Source organism: Winogradskyella rapida, from assembly GCF_042675845.1.
Classification (GTDB): domain Bacteria; phylum Bacteroidota; class Bacteroidia; order Flavobacteriales; family Flavobacteriaceae; genus Winogradskyella; species Winogradskyella rapida.
Window position 1 is genome coordinate 379046 of sequence record NZ_JBHTKM010000063.1, and the last position, 18196, is coordinate 397241.

General features: G+C 35.3%; 11 protein-coding genes. 2 read left to right on the plus strand and 9 right to left on the minus strand.

What is annotated here, in order from left to right:
- Positions 1-71 precede the first annotated feature (71 nt).
- The 3 genes from ACFQ13_RS09025 to ACFQ13_RS09035 form a co-directional block, all read right to left on the minus strand.
- A complete protein-coding gene (locus ACFQ13_RS09025; protein WP_386116445.1) occupies positions 72-851 on the minus strand; it encodes a T9SS type A sorting domain-containing protein in 780 nt (259 codons plus the stop codon).
- Positions 852-1160: 309 nt separating this feature from the next.
- Entirely contained in the window at positions 1161-1970 is an 810-nt protein-coding gene (locus ACFQ13_RS09030; protein ID WP_386116447.1) for a T9SS type A sorting domain-containing protein, read from the minus strand.
- Positions 1971-2145: 175 nt separating this feature from the next.
- Positions 2146-4059: a sulfatase gene (locus tag ACFQ13_RS09035; protein ID WP_386116449.1), complete on the minus strand. Its 1914-nt coding sequence runs from the start codon at positions 4057-4059 to the stop codon at positions 2146-2148.
- Between the two features lie 471 nt (positions 4060-4530).
- Here ACFQ13_RS09035 and ACFQ13_RS09040 point away from each other — a divergent pair, with 471 nt between their 5' ends.
- On the plus strand, positions 4531-6426 hold the full coding sequence (locus ACFQ13_RS09040) for a hypothetical protein (RefSeq protein ID WP_386116452.1): 1896 nt from the start codon (positions 4531-4533) through the stop codon (positions 6424-6426).
- A 112-nt stretch (positions 6427-6538) separates the two neighbouring features.
- Here the strand turns inward: ACFQ13_RS09040 and ACFQ13_RS09045 are convergent, their stop codons facing one another.
- The 6 genes from ACFQ13_RS09045 to rhaD form a co-directional block, all read right to left on the minus strand.
- Positions 6539-7729, minus strand: a complete 1191-nt coding sequence (locus tag ACFQ13_RS09045; RefSeq protein WP_386116454.1) for a carboxypeptidase-like regulatory domain-containing protein — start codon at positions 7727-7729, stop codon at positions 6539-6541.
- Between the two features lie 331 nt (positions 7730-8060).
- Positions 8061-8417: a hypothetical protein gene (locus ACFQ13_RS09050; RefSeq protein ID WP_386116457.1), complete on the minus strand. Its 357-nt coding sequence runs from the start codon at positions 8415-8417 to the stop codon at positions 8061-8063.
- A 105-nt stretch (positions 8418-8522) separates the two neighbouring features.
- On the minus strand, positions 8523-12653 hold the full coding sequence (locus tag ACFQ13_RS09055) for a hybrid sensor histidine kinase/response regulator transcription factor (protein WP_386116460.1): 4131 nt from the start codon (positions 12651-12653) through the stop codon (positions 8523-8525).
- 269 nt (positions 12654-12922) lie between these two features.
- Positions 12923-14233 (minus strand): FGGY family carbohydrate kinase, encoded by a 1311-nt coding sequence (locus ACFQ13_RS09060; protein ID WP_386119408.1) that lies wholly within the window; start codon positions 14231-14233, stop codon positions 12923-12925.
- 68 nt (positions 14234-14301) lie between these two features.
- Positions 14302-16089: an L-fucose isomerase gene (locus tag ACFQ13_RS09065; RefSeq protein WP_386116463.1), complete on the minus strand. Its 1788-nt coding sequence runs from the start codon at positions 16087-16089 to the stop codon at positions 14302-14304.
- Positions 16090-16108: 19 nt separating this feature from the next.
- The gene (gene rhaD, locus ACFQ13_RS09070) at positions 16109-16903 is read right to left on the minus strand and encodes a rhamnulose-1-phosphate aldolase (protein WP_114308801.1); all 795 of its coding nucleotides are present in this window, start codon (positions 16901-16903) and stop codon (positions 16109-16111) included.
- 192 nt (positions 16904-17095) lie between these two features.
- Here rhaD and ACFQ13_RS09075 point away from each other — a divergent pair, with 192 nt between their 5' ends.
- Entirely contained in the window at positions 17096-17995 is a 900-nt protein-coding gene (locus ACFQ13_RS09075; RefSeq protein WP_386116466.1) for an AraC family transcriptional regulator, read from the plus strand.
- The last annotated feature ends 201 nt before the right edge of the window (positions 17996-18196 follow it).

Here is an 18196-nt window from a genome sequence, read left to right on the forward strand (position 1 = left end):
TTACTTACTACCTTAACTAAACAAACAATAATCTAAGCAACCATGGTTACTAAAGAAATGAAGGTATAGGATTATTTCTTGATAATTCTAAGTGTTTTAGAACCTAATGCTGTTTTAATATTTACAAGGTAAATCCCTGAAGCTAAATCGCTAATATTGTAATTTGCTTCTTCTCCATAAGTTCTAATTAATTGACCTGTAATATTGTATAAAGCCACTTGTTCTATACTATCGTTAGAATCAATTTGGAAACTGTTCTGAACCGTATTAGGATAAAGTTTAACGTTTAATTCTGTACGGTTAAAATCTTGTGTAGATAGCGTCCCGTTTACGATTACATCATAAATTCTTAAACGTACATTATTAACTCCATTCTGAGCTAATTCATCTACTGTAAATGTAATGTTTGTTGCTACCGGCGATAAATTAAGTACATGTGGATAATCTAAAGTACGCTCTACTAAAGCGTTGTTAGATCCATCTTCTGCAGAAGTATCTTCTAAATTATAGATAACGTCATCCTGTCCAGGTACAGAAACTCTTAAGACTCCAGTCATAGCAGCTCTTTTTCTATACGTAAACGTAAGCGTTCTTTCTGTACTACCACTATCGGTATCAATACCAAAACTTTCGCTTACAGAGCTTCCGCTTTCAACTTCAGAATTATAACTGATAAAACTTGCACCTTGACTGAAGTCCGTTCCTGAAAGCGCATAGATTCCAGCGGTAGAACCAAAAGAAAATGTGGTGCTTTCAGAACTTGAACCTGTAAAGGTAAAGGTGTTAGATTGTGCCGAAGCTACAAAGATAGAAGCGACGAATGCTAATGTAAAAAGTAGTTGTTTTTTCATAATATAAGTTGTTTAATAATTAGTACTTCAAAGCTAGTTAAGCAATGCGAAAAGCGGTTGCTGAATTCACCCAAAAGCAGTCTCTTATCTTGCAAAAACAGCTGTAGACCAACACACAAGCCATATTTCAATTTTTTTAAGGTTTTTATATGAGACTTGAACATTTTGTTGAACATTCTGTTACGCCTTAATTATTGTCAGGCTTAATTCTGAAATAATTACTGTTTACAACTCTATAAACGAAAAAGAGTTCCTTAGTTTAATAAACTAAGAAACTCTTTTGCAATAAATTTTATAAAAGTGTGGTCTTTACTCTTTAATCACTTTTAAAGTTTGAGTTCCTAAAGGCATTTTTACCTGAGCAAGGTAAATTCCTGATGGTAAATCACTGATGTCATAATTAGCTTCACCTTCAAATGTTTTTACCAAACGTCCCGTAATGTTATATAATTCTACGCGCTCAACGTTTTCATTGGCTTGAATTTGAAAACTATTTTTTGCTGGATTAGGAAAAACATTCGCTCTGATCTCTTGTGTTGAAACATCTTCAAGACCTAAAACGCCATCTCTTTCAAGAACTACATTTTCTAATCTAAAAATAGAAGTCGCTACGTTATCCACGTTTAACATCTCATCTAAAGAAATGGTCACGGTAAGCGGCGCACCATTAACAAGAGATAAAATTGATTCAAATTGAATCGGTGTATCCATTACTGCAGAAACATCAGTTCCGTCAGTAGCAAAAGCGTAAGACATGCTTGTAGCTCCTGAAACAGAAACCGTTCCACTTACACTACACCCTGGACGTTTCGCCATATCTAAAAACAAAGTTGTATTTATTGGTGTAGTAGATGCTGTAGTGATTGTAAAAGTCCATGTCCCTGTGGCACCATCATCAGTAGGGGTATCAGATCTTATCCCCATAAAATTATTGTTAGGCACTGCTACTCCTGTTCCGGTGACAGCAAGAATACCTTCATCAAGATCATCTCCACCTTGTTGTCCTACCGTAAAAGTTTGGACATCTGTTCCTGTTTCATCAAATGAAATCTCGGTTTGCGCTGAAGCGAAAGTAAGCGCTCCACAAAAGGCTAAAGTAAAAAGTAATTGTTTTTTCATAGTTTATCGTTTAAAATTTAGTTTACCCAAAGTTAAAGCTATCCTATTAAAATCCTTTGCTCAAATCCATCAAAAACATACTAATTTCTTGTAAAACACCTCTAAAACCGCTTTTAAACAAGGTTTAACGCTTTAATTTAGACCCATTAAAAATTTAATTTCAATAAAGCATCGGCTATTTCAGCCCACTCAAAGCATAGTTCGAATATTTCTTTTTTGCGGCTTTAATGGATCTTGTCGGTGGTATTTCTGGGTAACTCACTAAGAAATTATGCTCGTCAATGAGATTGAGAATATAGTGCGTTGTTCCGTTTGGCAATTGCGCTGTTACGGTTCCATCTGCATTTAATTGCGCATCGGTTTTAAACCACTCTTCGTAACGATGTCCTCCGTTGGTTGTATAAATTAAATTGGCCTTAATTACCTTAGCGCCATTTTCTTTATAAGTAAATGTTACCTGTTGATCGGCTTTGTTAACCCCTAATACGGTGGGTACATTTTCTTTAAATTCCATCTTACCTTTATAAAAAGGATTATAAGACGGGTAGCTGGCATTCATTTCTGTTAAAATGTTGGTCAACTGCGTGTTCATCTTTTGAACTTTATGAGGTTCTGATTGGGCAAGATTATGAGCTTCTTCTATATCGATACGTTGAGCAGTACCGTTCTGAGTATCGTATAATTGATACAACTCAAATTCTGGGGTTGCGGCATTGTTCTTAAAATCGTAATTTCTAATCAGTTTAAAATCACCAACGCGCAGTGTACTTTGCGACGCGGCATGTGGAAAATGCCACATCATGCTTGTGCGCTCCTCCCCTTTTTCATTTAAGACTAATTTAGAATCGGTAGGATCATTTAATAACAATGTAGACAAATCAGCACCATCTAAATGCTTCTCCTTAGGCCTATCGATGTCTAGTAAGGATAGAATTGTTGGGTAAAAATCCAAACCATTAACAACCACATCAGATGTAATGCCTTTTTTAATTCCTGGTCCTGAAATAAATAACGGTACGCGCACACCACCTTCTTTGGCGTTTATTTTTCCTTTATCTAAAGGATAATTATCGGTCACAATATCACCATGGGCTTTTTCCATACCTCCATTATCTGAAGTGAAAATAATATAGGTGTTTTCAACTAACTTATGCCCTGGCCAACGGGGATCGTCTGTGGTTTCTAAATAGTCAAAAACCTCCCCTACATAATGATCTAACATTTCTACCATAGCGGCGTAATACGGGTTGTTTTGTCCTTCTACGTCCCAATGCTCTGGATCTGTTGGATAAGGAAGTCCTAACTTTTCGCAGTATTTTTCTAAGAGTGCTTTACTTCGTGTATGAATTGGTGCATGCACTAAAAATGTGGCATAATACAAAAAGAAAGGCTCCGCTTTGTGTGTTTTTAAAAAGTTTAAAGCGTCTTCGTTATTTTGATGAAACGGAAAGCCTTCCGCATCTAATCGATAAGGGTCATTGGCATCTGTAGTGGCAAAATCGGTAAGACGGTGAGGAACTTGCGGACTTGTTGCCCCACGGTTAGCTGTAGTAACATCGAAGCCTTGATCTTCAGGTTGTGGATAGGCGAAGTGATTGATAGCCATATGCCATTTTCCGGCATGTCCGGTGGTATAACCATTTTGTTGTAAGACGCGAGCCAAAGTCATTTCATTAGCAGGCATACGGCCGCTATACCAAGGATCCATTATGCGCTGTGAATTTTTGTTTGAATGTACTGTAGGAGGTGCACCACCAACAACATGAGTTTTCTGCGCTCTTGCAGGATGGGTACCACTCATAATAGCACAACGGCTAGGTGCACAGGTTGGTGCTGGAGAATAGGCTTGCCAAAACTGAACACCCTTTTTTGCTAAAGCATCAATATTTGGAGTTTCGTAAGGCGAAGGCGCATCAATATCATAAGCTTTTACATCTTGCCATCCCAAATCATCCGTAAGTAGTAACAACACATTAGGTGTTGGGCGCTCTGTTGCTGTTGCTAAATTAGACACTTTAGGATGCTGTGTATGACAACTCAGACACAACATTCCGATGAGAAAATAAACTATAGAATTAGAATACGTCATTGCTAGGATATTAATTTATTTTAAGCCGTTTTAAAACCTGATTAAGTTGGTAGCGAAATAACAAAACTAAAGCATTTTCCTCTGTCTCAAATGGCTTCAAATTTTGCTTTAATCTATCAATTCTATTTAAATCCGTCTTAAAACCTATTTAAATCCACAACGACCGCTACGAAACGTCTTGCTTTCAAAAAAAACATAAAAATCTGAATACCATAAGCTTTACAACCATATTTTTTGACAGATTACAGTAAAAACCTGGTGGATTAGAGAATGAATTAGTATCTTAAATAACCTACCTTTATAACCCCATCTCCTTGAACCATAAAACATAAGCGGTTCTAACCTACAACAACAAACCTGAAGATTTAGCTTTACAGTAATCCCTAAAAATGATTGTTTATAGCTCACAAATCCAATTGGCCCTAAATAGGGTAAATGTGTAAAATTTGAAAATAAAAATCCCTCTAAAGTATGAAAACTGATGTCCATCTAGAAAGCTCATTAAATCTTAAAACGGTTATTTTATTCCTTTCTCTATTTGTAAGTTCATTCACATTTGCACAGGTTGCCATAGGCAATACAGATCCTAAAGCGTCCTTAGATATTAGTGCTTCTAACCAAGCTTCTCCTTCTTTTGATGACGGCCTTTTAATCCCAAGAATTGATACGTTTCCGACTACTAACCCAACCTCAGATCAAGATGGAATGCTAGTTTACCTTACCACCACGGTAGGTACCTCCACTAGAGGATTTTATTATTGGAATAACGGGATTACAGAATGGGTTCGGTTTTCTAATATTGAAAAATTAAATGATCTCTCTGATGCTAAATCAGATGACGATGGTTCTGACAATGGGTCTTCTATCTTTATTGGCGAAAACGCAGGCGCGAATGATGATGCCACTGATAATAACAATATTGGTATTGGCTATAATGCTTTACAATTAAATACTGATGGGAATCATAATACCGCTTTAGGCTATGCCACCTTAAAATTTAGTACGGGAAGTAATAACTCTGCTTTTGGTTACGTGGCTTTAGAAAATAACACTACAGGAGCAGGAAATTCGGCATTTGGAAAACGGGCCTTAGAAGCGAATACGAGCTCTAATCACAATACCGCTATGGGTTCTGATGCTTTACGTAACAATACCGGAGCTACAAATACAGCCCTTGGAAATGGTGCCTTGTTTACCAATACTACTGGTGACGGTAGCGTTGCTATTGGGCACTTGGCCTTACGCTTTAATACTACTGGAGCTTATAGTACAGCGATTGGTACAGAAGCTTTAACAAACAATACCGTTAGCGAAAACACGGCTGTTGGGTATCGTGCTTCATTTCTAAATAACGATGGTGAACAAAATACAAGTGTTGGCTATGAAGCCCTATATTCTAATATTTCTGGAAACAGCAATACGGCTTTTGGGCATGGAGCTCTCAGATCTAACACGGCAAATAATAATGTAGCGTTTGGAAACAACAGCTTATTTAGCAGCACCTCCGGAACTTCTAATGTAGCCATAGGGACAAACGCAGGAAGCGGTAACACTACGGGGGCAGACAATGTCCTTATTGGTTTTAATTCTGGTTCTTCTTTAACAGGAGGTTCAAAAAATGTGTTTATCGGTAAAAACACTGGGCGTTATGCTACAGGAAGTAATAATGTCTTTATTGGTGATAATGCAGGTTTACATACCAATTTCTATACGGTTAATCATTCCCTAGTCATTTCAAATAACAATGGACCTACACCTCTAATTTATGGAGAGTTTGATAACGATATACTAAGAGTAAACGGAGAGTTACAAGTAGCAGAACCTGGAGCTAATAACGGTTACGCTTTTCCAACAGTAGATGGCACCGCAGATCAAATATTAGTAACTGATGGTGCAGGACAATTAACTTTTGAAGATCAAACCCCAGATATTTCTACCTTTCCAATTATAAGAGCCACAATGAGTGCGAATCAAACTCTCGCAACTGGTGGTTGGGAAAAAATTAATTTTAATACAGTATCACTTAATGCTACTAGTTCTTCGGAATTTGATACCGCAAACAACCAATTTGTAGCCGCAAATACTGGTATTTATAGAATTAATGCTAGTTTTCATACTACCGCATCACAAGCAAACACCCAATATTATGGTATTGCGGTGTATATCAATGGTACAATTTATCAAGAATACACGCAGAATCATTATTATAATGGAACGACCGCAAGTCCTGTGGCGCGACAAATTTCTTGCGTCGCTGAAGTTAATGCCGGAGAAACCATAGCGGTTTTTGTTCAGAACTACCAAACTGGAGTAGTTCTAGATGCTTATGGAGGTAAAACACACTTTACTATTGAGCGCATTAGATAGGTTTATTTATAAATCTTCCAGAATAATTAAACATAAAAAAATCTCAGATTACATTTTAATCTGAGATTTTTTTTTGTCTCCACAATTTAAAAGTTACGACCATAACAACGGATCAATTATCTTTGTTAGCATACTCAAACTGCGTTTGGATATCAATACCATAACTAGCTTCTAATTCTTTAATACTTTTTTTATAATATTCCGTTGGCGGTGGCAGATTAAAGTTTTCCCAGAACTCGGCATTATATTTAACCTTAATTTCTTCCATCTTCATTCTATACACATCGGTAAAGCCCACATCTATCTTTTTCTTATCTGTTTCTATACCTAACACTATCACCTCATTCCGTTTAGACAATTTAATTTGTTGCTTTGTCGTTTTAAGAATTTTTTGATGTTCTTCCGTTAGATCCATAAAGCGTCTGGTATAATGATTATGATAACTTAAATACAGTTTTCCATCGTCATTTTTTTTATAAATATACACCACTGTATTAGACGCATTAGTGGTTTTATATACCTTATAACTATCAATGCCAATAAATAAAATAGGATCTAAATAAGGTTGCCTTTTTCTCTTGTTTATTTTACCTCGAATAATTACAATGGCTTCTCCATCATAAGAAGTATCGCCTATTTTAGACCATTTGTAATCATTTACGTTTATCCCTCTTCGAAGCGGATCTATTTTAGTCATAAAATTTATGGGATAAATTCTGCCAATATTGGCATTTTTATAACTTCTAAAATCTACGGATTGCCGACCTTCTTCAATACCTAATTTCCGGACTTTTATGCCACCTCGAGGACCTACGTCTTTAACTTTTACATAATGTTCTACATAAAACTTAGCAATGTCATCTTCTACAGCAAAAAACCGATTCAGAATTTTTAACTCGTGTACAGTACTTACGGTATTATCCTTTAAATTTTTAAAAGCGAGATTAACATATTGCTTAGGATTCATGATATTAACTTCATCAAGAGACACCACATCCTCATTTAGTATAATCACTTTTTCCTTTAAGGCCATAAAATCTTTGACTACTATTTTAGACGTCACAAAACCGATACTAGAAACTTCTAGCGTATCTAAGCGGTTGTTCTTAGATAATTCTAGGTAAAAATGACCATCTTCATTAGTTGAGGTTCCAAGGTATTTGGACGTAATACTCACAGCAGCATACGGAATACTTAAATTGTTATTATCTAAAACAAGGCCTTCAATTTTTAATGATTTTTCTTGCGCTTGCAGAGCGAAACTTAAAACAATTAGAATTAAATAGGGTTTAAATGTAAACATGTTATGCTATTGAGGTGATTAAATTTTTATGCTTAGTAATGATTTATATTCTTGTTCTTCTTCTTTATTGCTTTATCCGTACTTAAGAAGGCCTATTGCAGTTATAGAGAGGACACATTCTATTTAATTCTTATTAAAACATGATTTAAGCGCATAAAGCAACCTGCACTAAAAGGCTTAAATTAATACAAAGATAAAGTCCATTAAAAGTATCATAAAACACCTTTAATGGACTTTTTTATTTAAAGACCTTAACCTAAAACAAACTGTTATAAGACGTCCTAAAATAATAGACGTATAGAGGTCTATTGTTTAGATTTAAAAAAAACGCTTAGTTTTTCTTTTTCTTCTTTTTACCTTTTTTATTCTTTTTAGCGGCCATTTTTATTTCCTTAGCACGCTCTTTTCCAAAGGCCTCTTTTAACGCTTTTCCATAGCGCTTATTGTTCTCTTTTCGCTTTGCTTTAAGCTCTTCAGAACCTTTTTCATACGTATCATTAATTTCTAAGCCTGCTTTAGCATGTTCCGTATTTAAAGTTATTAACGTTGCTTTTTCTTCACTCGTAAGCGTTATTTTACTTTCAACTCTTGTAATATAAGCTTCTACTTTTTTATCTACATCTTGTTGCGCAAATAAAGAACTTGAAAGTGCAATGCTAAATACGAGTAATAATATTGTTTTTTTCATCTTGATAAATTAGTTTAATATTAATTAATAATTTGTTCAGAACAAACTTAAATAACTTGGTGGTATTCGCTTTTCTATAATTCACCATTTCCTTGCTAAAACCTATCATTTTTGGCGTTTAGAGTACTCTGAAGGCGAGACACCATGTAATTTCTTAAATGAGGTAGAAAAGTAAGAGTTAGATTCAATACCGATTTGATACATCACTTCTGCCACATTAAATCCACTGTTACTATCTAATAATTCTGCCGCTCTTTGCAATCTAAAGTTACGCAAGTAAGCATTTGGAACTTGGCCGGTAAGTTGTTTTAATTTTCTGTAGAAATGAGACGAACTTAAGCCCGCTTCTTTAGAAAGTTCTTCAACCCCAAAATTAGAATTCGATAAGTTTTGTTCTATAATTTCCGTTATATTTTCTAAAAACTCAATATCACGTTTAGAGAACCCCAACTCCTTCTTATTCTTTGGCGGTAAACTATTTTTAGAAAAATGTGCTTTAATTTTAACATTGTTTTCAATGAGCTTTTGTAATCGCAGCTCTAAATGTTTTAATGAAAAAGGTTTACTGATATATTCATCGGCCCCAAACTCTAAACCTCTAATAAGGTCTACATTATCACCTAATGCTGTTAGCAGCAAGACTGGCAGCTGACAGGTTTCAGGATTAGCCTTGATACGTTTACACAATTCAAAACCATCCATTTCTGGCATCATCACATCACTAATAACCGTACTAAACTCTTTGTTCTTAATTGCTTCTAAAGCTTCTAAGCCATTATTAGCAATAGTAACATTATAGGTGTCTGACAAGGCGCTATTAAGAAAATCTTGAATATCTATTTCATTTTCAACCACTAAAACGTTATGTTGTTTTTTCTCAGTGATACTCTTATTTTTTTCTTCAACATTATTAGACTGTAACGGCACCCAATTCTTTATAAAGGATTTTTTAGTGCCTTGTTCTTCCATATGAATATCTTCTATCGTAGACGATGGTATAACTACTGTAAATCGGGTCTCCTTATTCGGTTTACTTTTCACCGAAATACGTCCATTAAACAGTTCTACTAAAGATTTACAGAACGACAATCCAATACCACCACCACTGACATTGCCATCTTGATTTCCTAATTGGTAGAAACGTTCAAAAATAGTATTTAGACTTTCTTTAGGGATTCCTTTCCCTGTATCAATAACATCTATCTTAATGTTTTTCACGCCTTCTTCAAACACAATAGACGCATCGATGCTAATGGTTCCTTGCACCGGTGTGTTCTTAAAGGCATTAGAGAGTAAATTAAAAATTATACGTTCTAACTTTTCTACATCAATAACAATCTCTTCATTAGGCGAACTGATCTTGTAATAGAAGTTGATGTTTTTTTCTAAAGCATAATTTTCAAAAGCCTCTGTGGTAGGATATAAAAAATCACCTAAAGTCGATTTGGTATAGTTAAGATTAAGATAACCTTGTTCGGCCTGTCTAAATGTGATTAACTGATCTATTAAACTTAAAAGTCGGTGAGTATTACGCTTAATAATGGCTAAATAGCGTTCACTTTCTGGAGACACATTATTTTCTATAACACGATCTAAGGGTCCAGAAATTAAAGTAAGCGGTGTTCTAAACTCATGAGATAAGTTCGTAAAATACTTAAACTTACCTTGGTTAATCACCTCTACCCGATCCTTATCTAATTGTTCATAGATTAATTTTTGTTTTAATTTTTCATGCTGAACAAAATAGAACACAATACCAACACCAATGCCTAAAAAGATAATAATCAACAACGTGTAACTCCACCAGGTTTGATACCAAAGCGGTAATACCACTAAGGTTAGTGTTTTGGTTGAATCGCTCCAAATGCCATCGCCATTGGCCGATTTCACCTTTAAGGTATAAGTCCCGTTCTCAAGATTGGTATACGTAACGGTAGATTTTCCTTCATCCGTTTCTACCCAATCCTTATTAAACCCTTCTAGTTTATAGGCTATTTTATTTTTCGCTGGTGCTGAAGTATGTTCGGCAACCAAATTAAACGAAATAATGCGTTGACTTTTAGAAACGGTAATGGTATCCGTTTCTGAAATGGCTTTTTCTAGAACCGTAATATCGTTGAATGTCTCACCGATTTCAACGGGTTTATTATTGATCAGTAAGGAGGTAATTAAGACCCTTGGCAACTGTTTATTTAATGCAATTTTCTCGGGATTAAAAATCGTTAAACCGTTTAAGCCTCCAAAATACATATAGCCCGAATCCCCTAAATTGTAAGCCGATTGCCTAAAGTTATTCTGAACTAAACCATCACTCACATCAAAAACATTAACCTTATTGGTGTCCGTATTAAAGCGCACCAAGCCCATATCGGTACTAATCCACAAGTTATCACTATCCTTTTGGGGTAAAATTCCATAAATAACATCATCTGGTAAGAGATCGTTTTTCCTGAAATAGACTAGCTCTGAAGGTTCTCTATTAGCATCTAAGGTTAATTTGTTTAAACCGCCCCCAAACGTTCCAATCCACATGTTGTGTTCTTGATCTTCATAAAGCGAAAACACACTGTTATTACTTAGTTGGCTACTGCCGGTTTTACCATTGTGGTAGGTGTGCAAAATTTTAAGCTCGCCATCGGTATAAGTACATTGCAATAAGCCGTTATCGCTACCAAACCACAATTGCCCTTTGTGATCTTGAAGGAAACTCTGAATTCTATTGGCTTCTATTTTTAACTTGATTTTATACCTAATTTTTGGCTGAGCAGCGTTATCTATCGTCTCCCAAGGGTTTTCGATGACAAGAATTCTATTTCCGGCTAAAATAAAATCCGTATCATTTATTTGGGCTATTTCTCTAAAAAGAAATACAGACGACTTTCCGCCGGAAGATACTAGCTGCAAGGTTTTAAATGCCTTTTTTTGAGGGTTATAAACAATAACCTTTTTATCCGTACCAAACCAAATATAATTTCTTTGGTCTTGATAAATACAACGGATAAAATCGTTAGCATCAATAGGTAATTCTGCCTCTAAAGATTCAAACTTAATTTTATCAACACTATTTTCATTGATAACCTCGGTACTCCTAAACAACTTCTTATTATAACCAGAAACCCAAACCTTACCAGTATTATCTTCTAATATTGAAGTGATTAAGTTATCGCCTATAGAAAAAGGATCATAAGGATTATTAGAATAGGAATGGAATGGCTTTTGGTACAAATCTAATTTGTTAATCCCCCCTTGCGCGGTACCGACCCATAGGACATTAAAACTATCTTGGTAAACCGCATTTACCTGATGACTACTAATACTATTTTTGTTTTTAGCGTTGTGATTATAATGTTTAAAGGAGTTTAGAATAGGATTAAATTTGAACAGCCCTTGCGTTGTGGTACCTATCCAAATAACGTTATTATGATCTTTAAACAGACTGTTTACAAAAATGGTAGAACCATTATGAGGCACCTTTATTTTCTTAATTAAATAATCTGTATTCGCATCTAGATTAGAACTGAATAAGCCTTCTGTGGTACCGACCCAAAAGATATTATCTGTCTTTATAATTTCAGTAATTTCTTTGGTTTTGAAAAATTCAAACTCATCTAAAGTCTGAATTAACAACTTTACGGATGCCCCTTCAGCTTGATATTTTACTTTTTTCAAACCTTGATTGGTCCCTAAAATAATAGCGGCATTAGAACCAAAAGCAAACGTATTTATTGAAGTGGACTGGCCTTTTAAATCTAAAATGTTTTCAACCACTTCAAAGGTACCGTTATTCACATCTTTTAATTGACAACGGATTAATCTATTTGGTGAAGTTACCCAGACATAGCCATCGCCTCTCGAAGCTATTTTATTAACATCAATATTAGCCTTTAAAGGCACGGTAAAAAAACGTTCTAACCACGGCACATAGACGTGCAGTCCAATTTTAGTCCCAATCCAAAGCACCCCATTTTTATCATTAAATAAATAGGTAATGTAATTGCTGGCAAGGGCATGTTCATCTTCAGGATTTGCACTAAAGGTTTTGAACTCATAACCGTCATAACGAATTAATCCGTTAGGCGTTGCATACCATAAAAACCCATATTTATCTTGTTCTATGGCATTAACGGTATTTTGGTTAAACCCTTCTTTGTTAGAGATTCTTTCGAAGTTTTGAGAATAAGCTTGTTGAATGCAAAGTGTTACAAGAACACCAAGAAAGCATATAATTCTACGCATGTTTATTTAGTTTGGCACAAGAATATAAGTATTTTAATTTATTGTCTAATAAATTCTCGTAATTTTTTCACCTTAGTCCAACTTTATTTATTACAAGATTGGTCGTATTCGGGGTTTAAAATGATTATAAATCTTAAATTCCGGAAGTATCCCTGACTATAAAATACAGTAGATTGCACTGAAGTTAAGCCCAAATATGGGCTCAATTTCCAGTGTGATGTCTACCTTAATAATTCTTATTCAAAGGCTTTGAAACCTCTTCAATAGTCTTAAAGATAAGACTTCATCATTAATGCGGCACCTAAAGCACTTTCGTTTTTACAATCGGAAATATGGATTTCAATACCTGTTTTCAATGATTTTAAAAAGCTTATAAAAATCAGATTTTTATTGAAACCACCCGAAATATAAATGTCTTTAATCGCTGAATTTTCATCTAAAATTAAATCTATCCCTTGAATTACTTTTTTACTTATTTCAAAAACCAATTGGTAATAAGCGGCTTCGTAAGTCTTGTAATTGGTTAAGAGATAAGGATGGGCTTCAAAATCACTATCAATCCCTTCAGATAAAAACACACGAGCGTTAGAATTAACTAATTCTTGACATAGTGTTTCATTTAATTCTAAGTCTAAATGGGTATCGATATCCACTTTAAAGTAGCTACTTAAAGCTTTTAAATACACTTCATGGATGTTCCCTAAAAACTGCATCGAAGATTTGATTTGCTGTTTTTGAGGGGTCATAAAACACAAGCAGTTATTTTTTAACTGGTGCTGTGTTAAGGTCTCTTTACTAAAAGGATTCATGGCAATAATCCAGGTCCCCGTTGATAAGAGAATAAATTCTTTTTCTTTTTCGGTTTCTAATATAGGAAGAATAGAAGACGAACTATCGTGTAACCCTGTCCCTACTGCTATATCTTGACCGTTAAAATGAGTAACTATAGCGTCTTTACCGTTTTGTGGTGTAGGTAAATTTAACTTATAATCTGAAACCCACTGATGGTACTGCATGGTATCAAAATCCCAAGTCGCTGTATGAGCTCCAACAGAGGTAAAATCTGCTGTTACCTTTTTAGTAAACAGGTAACTTAGGTATTGTGGGTAATGTAGAATTGTATGGACTTGATTCCAAAATTCTGGTTTTTCCTTTTGTAATTTTAAGATTTGAAGTCCGGTGTTTAGCATTCCATAGGCTGGAGACGCTGTTTTCCTTGCAAATTCTTCTTGACCTCCATAACCATCATAAAACTCATGATAGTCATCTAAATCTAAAGGTTTTAAGTAATTGTATAAAGGTGTAATTCTGTCGCCGTTTTCATCAAGATAAACCAGGCTAGCACCATGTGTAGAAAAGTTAATAGCCTTTATCCTATACGTGCCTTCTGCTTGAATTCGTTTTATTTCATTTTGAATCCAGTTTTCAATTGACGCGATGTCATCACAAGGATCGCCATCTTCATCTTCAACCTCATCAAAACGTGTTGCGTTTCTATAGACCACTTCAAACGTTTCATTAAACAAGAGTATTTTCTTATTTGTTTTTCCTATATCAATTACAGCAATTACATTCACCATCACAGTTCAAAAATTAAAAAAAGGGTGAATTGCCTTAAAAGCCAATCACCCTTTTATGGTTATTCTAATTAGTTTTTAAATCCGTATAACGGACCATAATTTTCACAAGCTCTATAATCTGCTCCTTCTAAGCCTTCGCCAAAAGCAGACCATGCACTTGGTCTAAATACGTCATCTTCGCTAACGTTATGCATATTCACAGGAATACGTAACATCGCTGCTAAAGAAATTAAATCGGCACCAATATGTCCGTGAGAAATGGCACCATGATTTGCACCCCATTTAGCCATCACCGTGTACACATCTTTAAAGCAACCTGTTCCTGTAACTCTAGGTACAAACCAAGTTGTTGGCCAGGTTGGGTTGGTTCTTTCGTCTAAGACTTCATGTACATCTTCAGGTAACTCTACACTCCATCCTTCAACAATTTGAAGTACAGGTCCAATACCTTTCACCAAGTTTAATCTACACATGGTCATTGGTAACTCTCCTCTAGTCTTAAACTGTGAAGAGAATCCACCACCTCTAAAGTATTCAGCAATTGCAGCTGGCCATTTGGTGTTATCTAAACATCTCTGAACTTCTTCTTCTGTAATATCCCAGAATGGTTTCATCGTTGGGTTACCATCAGCATCCGTTTGTTGTGCTGTAGCATCCAAGGTTGTAGATCCCGAATTGATAAGGTGAATAATTCCGTCTTTAGCAATTCCTGTTAATTTCTTACCCGTTACACGCTCTACAGATTCTGGACTCCAGTACGTACGTACATCTGAGAATAATTGTGCTTTATTGGTTAATAAATGTCCAAACAACATAGAAATAGCGTTTAAACAATCGTTTTCAGTCGCAAACGTGTAAGCTTGACGAATACCATTCCAGTCAAAAGACGAGTTTAAAATAGACTCTGTAAAATCGGCATTTGGTTGGTAATCGGTCCACTGACGTTGTCCTTGGAAACCACCCATAATGGCATTTCTACCTTTAGATTCTTCACCGAAGCCCATCTCTTTTAACTTAGGGTTTCCGTTCATTAAATCTTTACAGATTAAAGTCATTTTCACGACTTTTTCCCATTCAGCATCTTTTTGTTCTGCTGATTTTTGAGCTTCAGGACTGTTATAATCTTTTCCTTCAGTACAGTTTTCTTTGGTCCAAGCTAATGCTTTTTCAAATTCATCATGGTCGTAAATACCTTCGTCCATACGTCTCAATAACTCTACAGACTCTACAAACTCCGCTCTTACACCTAAGTAATCTTGTAAAAAGTTAACATCTACCATAGACCCGGCAATCCCCATCGAACTGTATCCTATAGATAAATACGACTTGCCTTTCATTTGTGCTACGGCTAAACCACCTTTTACAAAACGTAATATTTTTTCTGAAACATCTTGAGGAATAGTTTGGTCACCTTCATCTTGTACTTCTTTACCATAAATTCCAAAAGCCGGTAAACCTTTTTGAGAATATCCCGCCAATGCTGCTGCTAAATACACAGCTCCTGGGCGTTCTGTTCCGTTAAAACCCCATACCGCTTTAGGCGTTAAAGGATTGGTATCCATAACTTCAGTTCCATAACACCAACATGGCGTTACTGTTAAAGAGACTTCAACACCTTCTCTTTGAAATTTATCGGCACATGCTGCTGCATCTGCAACACCACCAATAGTGGTATCTGCAATAACAACCTCAACGTTTTCACCACTTGGAAAACGCAAATTATCTTGTATTAATTTAGCGGCAGCTTTAGCCATGTCCATGGTTTGAACTTCTAAAGACTCTCTTACCCCTAATTCACGTCCGTCAATTACAGGGCGAATGCCTACTTTTGGTAATCTACCTATTAATCTACTCATGATTATTTTATTTTTTCTATTATGTAAATTGCTCTAATTCTGTTAACTGATCATTTGAAAGTCCTGCTGGCTTAAACCCTGCAGCCCAACACATCATTAACATTTTAGCACCTTTATTAGCAACATCTAAAAAGTCCCACGCCTGCATTACATCTGGAGCTGTGGCGGTTGCCCCATGCTTTTCCCACAAGGAAACATTTCTTGTTTTAAAAGCTTCCATCGTAACTTCTGCTAAAGCCGCAGTACTCGATAAAGCGTATGGCGTACAGTGAATTCCTTTAGGAACAAATACTTTAACCTCAGGACACATCATCCAGATTTGTCTGTTTAATTCCTCTTCATTATCAAATAACTCGTGATGGCTCATACAGATTAATTCAAGTGGATGTGTATGTACAACCGCTAAATTTTCTGGATGATGAATTGAGTTAAATAAATGGATACTTGCATGAGAAATTAACTCACAGGTTGGTCCGAAGTTTTCACGCTTACCTCCCCAAATAATAGAATAAGCTGTAGCATCTTCATTGATGTATAAAATACATGAAGCTTCCTCAAGCTTATCAACTAAATCTCTTAAATAACAACCTGTTCCTGTAATGTAGATTACAAACCCAGCAGCACCTTTTGGAAATTCAAATGGCACCTCTGTTCCAATACCTTGCACTTCTTCTTTTTTAAAGTAAGAGGTTAAGTTCATTGAAATATTACCTGCATTACGTTCTGCCCATTCACGTTGCCATAAATAACCAGCCACTTCAGATACTTTGTTTAATTCTGCTTCTACCTGTACGGGGAGTTTTATCGTTTTCATTTGTTTGTGTTTATTATTTATTAGTACTCAAATGGGGCACCTCTATAGATCTTAACTTTTGTATTAAATTTATAGTTAGAGATGCGTCCTATTGCTTTAAATAAAATTGTTGAAACAAAATTAGCGACAGAACCTAGCTTATTAGATATTCAAAATCTGTATTTTTGTATCTAATTCAAACATTAGTAGTTTATGAAGTTTGTAAAACAAATAGAATTAGGAGACCCTTCTGCAAATCATCAGAATTTTATTGACCTCAAACTAAAGATGTTATGTTGCCGATATTGGTTACTCGATTTATGGGATTGCCATGAAATGGTTTTTCCGTTTTGGAGGTTGTATTGGAATAAAAACACCGGCGGACAATTAATACATCAAGATTCGGTGATAGACATGGATCCTGATTACATCTATATTATCCCGCCTTTTACATCGTTTTCTTCTCGTTACACAAAAAACCACATTTATAATGAAGGGATTCATGTTTCTGGAAAACAAGTTAATACCCAACATAACGAAGCCGATTTAGAGAATATGTTTCTCATTCATTTCTTTGCGCACTTTAATTTAGGGGTTCCTTTTGATAGTGTTTTCCCTGGAATCTTAAAAATAGAATTAACCGATTACCTAAAAGATCGATTACATTATTTAACCAACCGCTTAAAGGTAGAAAACAAAGATTTTAAACTCACTTTCAATTTAAAACTACAGGCTTTTATTAAAGAAGCCCTTACTAATATAGGTCCTGAATTATGGAAGACTATTAATATAGACGAACGTGTTTTAAAAGTGATTCGTTATATTGAAGTCAATCTCGATAAAAAATTAAGCAATACTAAAATGTCCTCGCTTGTAAATATGGCCCCAAATTCATTTGCACGCTTATTTAAAGAGGAAATGAATGTCACCTTACATCAGTTTGTTCAAAATAGAAAAATTGCAAAGTCTTGTGAGTTATTTGAACACACCAATAAGTCCATAGAAAATGTTGCTTTTAGTTTAGGCTTCTCTGACCGCTATCACTTTTCTCGCGTTTTTAAATCGGTGACCGGTTTAACACCGGCCTCCTACAAATCGGGGAAATACACCTAAGCCTTTTTTTCTTCTTCACCTGCCCTGAGACACTCTATACACCGTATTTTGGGGCTTATGCAGATTTTGAGCAAGCAATTGACGGATTTGAGAAACGTACTCTATCCTAATATATGATTCTTTGTAGTGACCAAGATTTCTTGGTTGTGCGTCAAAAAATATTTACAACAATGTACCGTTTTTTATGAGCTAAAAACAGCT

What these genes read in the sequence shown, in the direction of transcription:
- ACFQ13_RS09075 (WP_386116466.1), top strand. Translation starts at nt 17,096, where the DNA reads ATGAAGTTTGTAAAACAAATAGAATTAGGAGACCCTTCTGCAAATCAT.
- ACFQ13_RS09035 (WP_386116449.1), bottom strand. Translation starts at nt 4,059, where the DNA reads ATGACGTATTCTAATTCTATAGTTTATTTTCTCATCGGAATGTTGTGT.
- ACFQ13_RS09055 (WP_386116460.1), bottom strand. Translation starts at nt 12,653, where the DNA reads ATGCGTAGAATTATATGCTTTCTTGGTGTTCTTGTAACACTTTGCATT.
- ACFQ13_RS09050 (WP_386116457.1), bottom strand. Translation starts at nt 8,417, where the DNA reads ATGAAAAAAACAATATTATTACTCGTATTTAGCATTGCACTTTCAAGT.
- ACFQ13_RS09025 (WP_386116445.1), bottom strand. Translation starts at nt 851, where the DNA reads ATGAAAAAACAACTACTTTTTACATTAGCATTCGTCGCTTCTATCTTT.
- ACFQ13_RS09040 (WP_386116452.1), top strand. Translation starts at nt 4,531, where the DNA reads ATGAAAACTGATGTCCATCTAGAAAGCTCATTAAATCTTAAAACGGTT.
- rhaD (WP_114308801.1), bottom strand. Translation starts at nt 16,903, where the DNA reads ATGAAAACGATAAAACTCCCCGTACAGGTAGAAGCAGAATTAAACAAA.
- ACFQ13_RS09045 (WP_386116454.1), bottom strand. Translation starts at nt 7,729, where the DNA reads ATGTTTACATTTAAACCCTATTTAATTCTAATTGTTTTAAGTTTCGCT.
- ACFQ13_RS09030 (WP_386116447.1), bottom strand. Translation starts at nt 1,970, where the DNA reads ATGAAAAAACAATTACTTTTTACTTTAGCCTTTTGTGGAGCGCTTACT.
- ACFQ13_RS09060 (WP_386119408.1), bottom strand. Translation starts at nt 14,233, where the DNA reads ATGGTGAATGTAATTGCTGTAATTGATATAGGAAAAACAAATAAGAAA.
- ACFQ13_RS09065 (WP_386116463.1), bottom strand. Translation starts at nt 16,089, where the DNA reads ATGAGTAGATTAATAGGTAGATTACCAAAAGTAGGCATTCGCCCTGTA.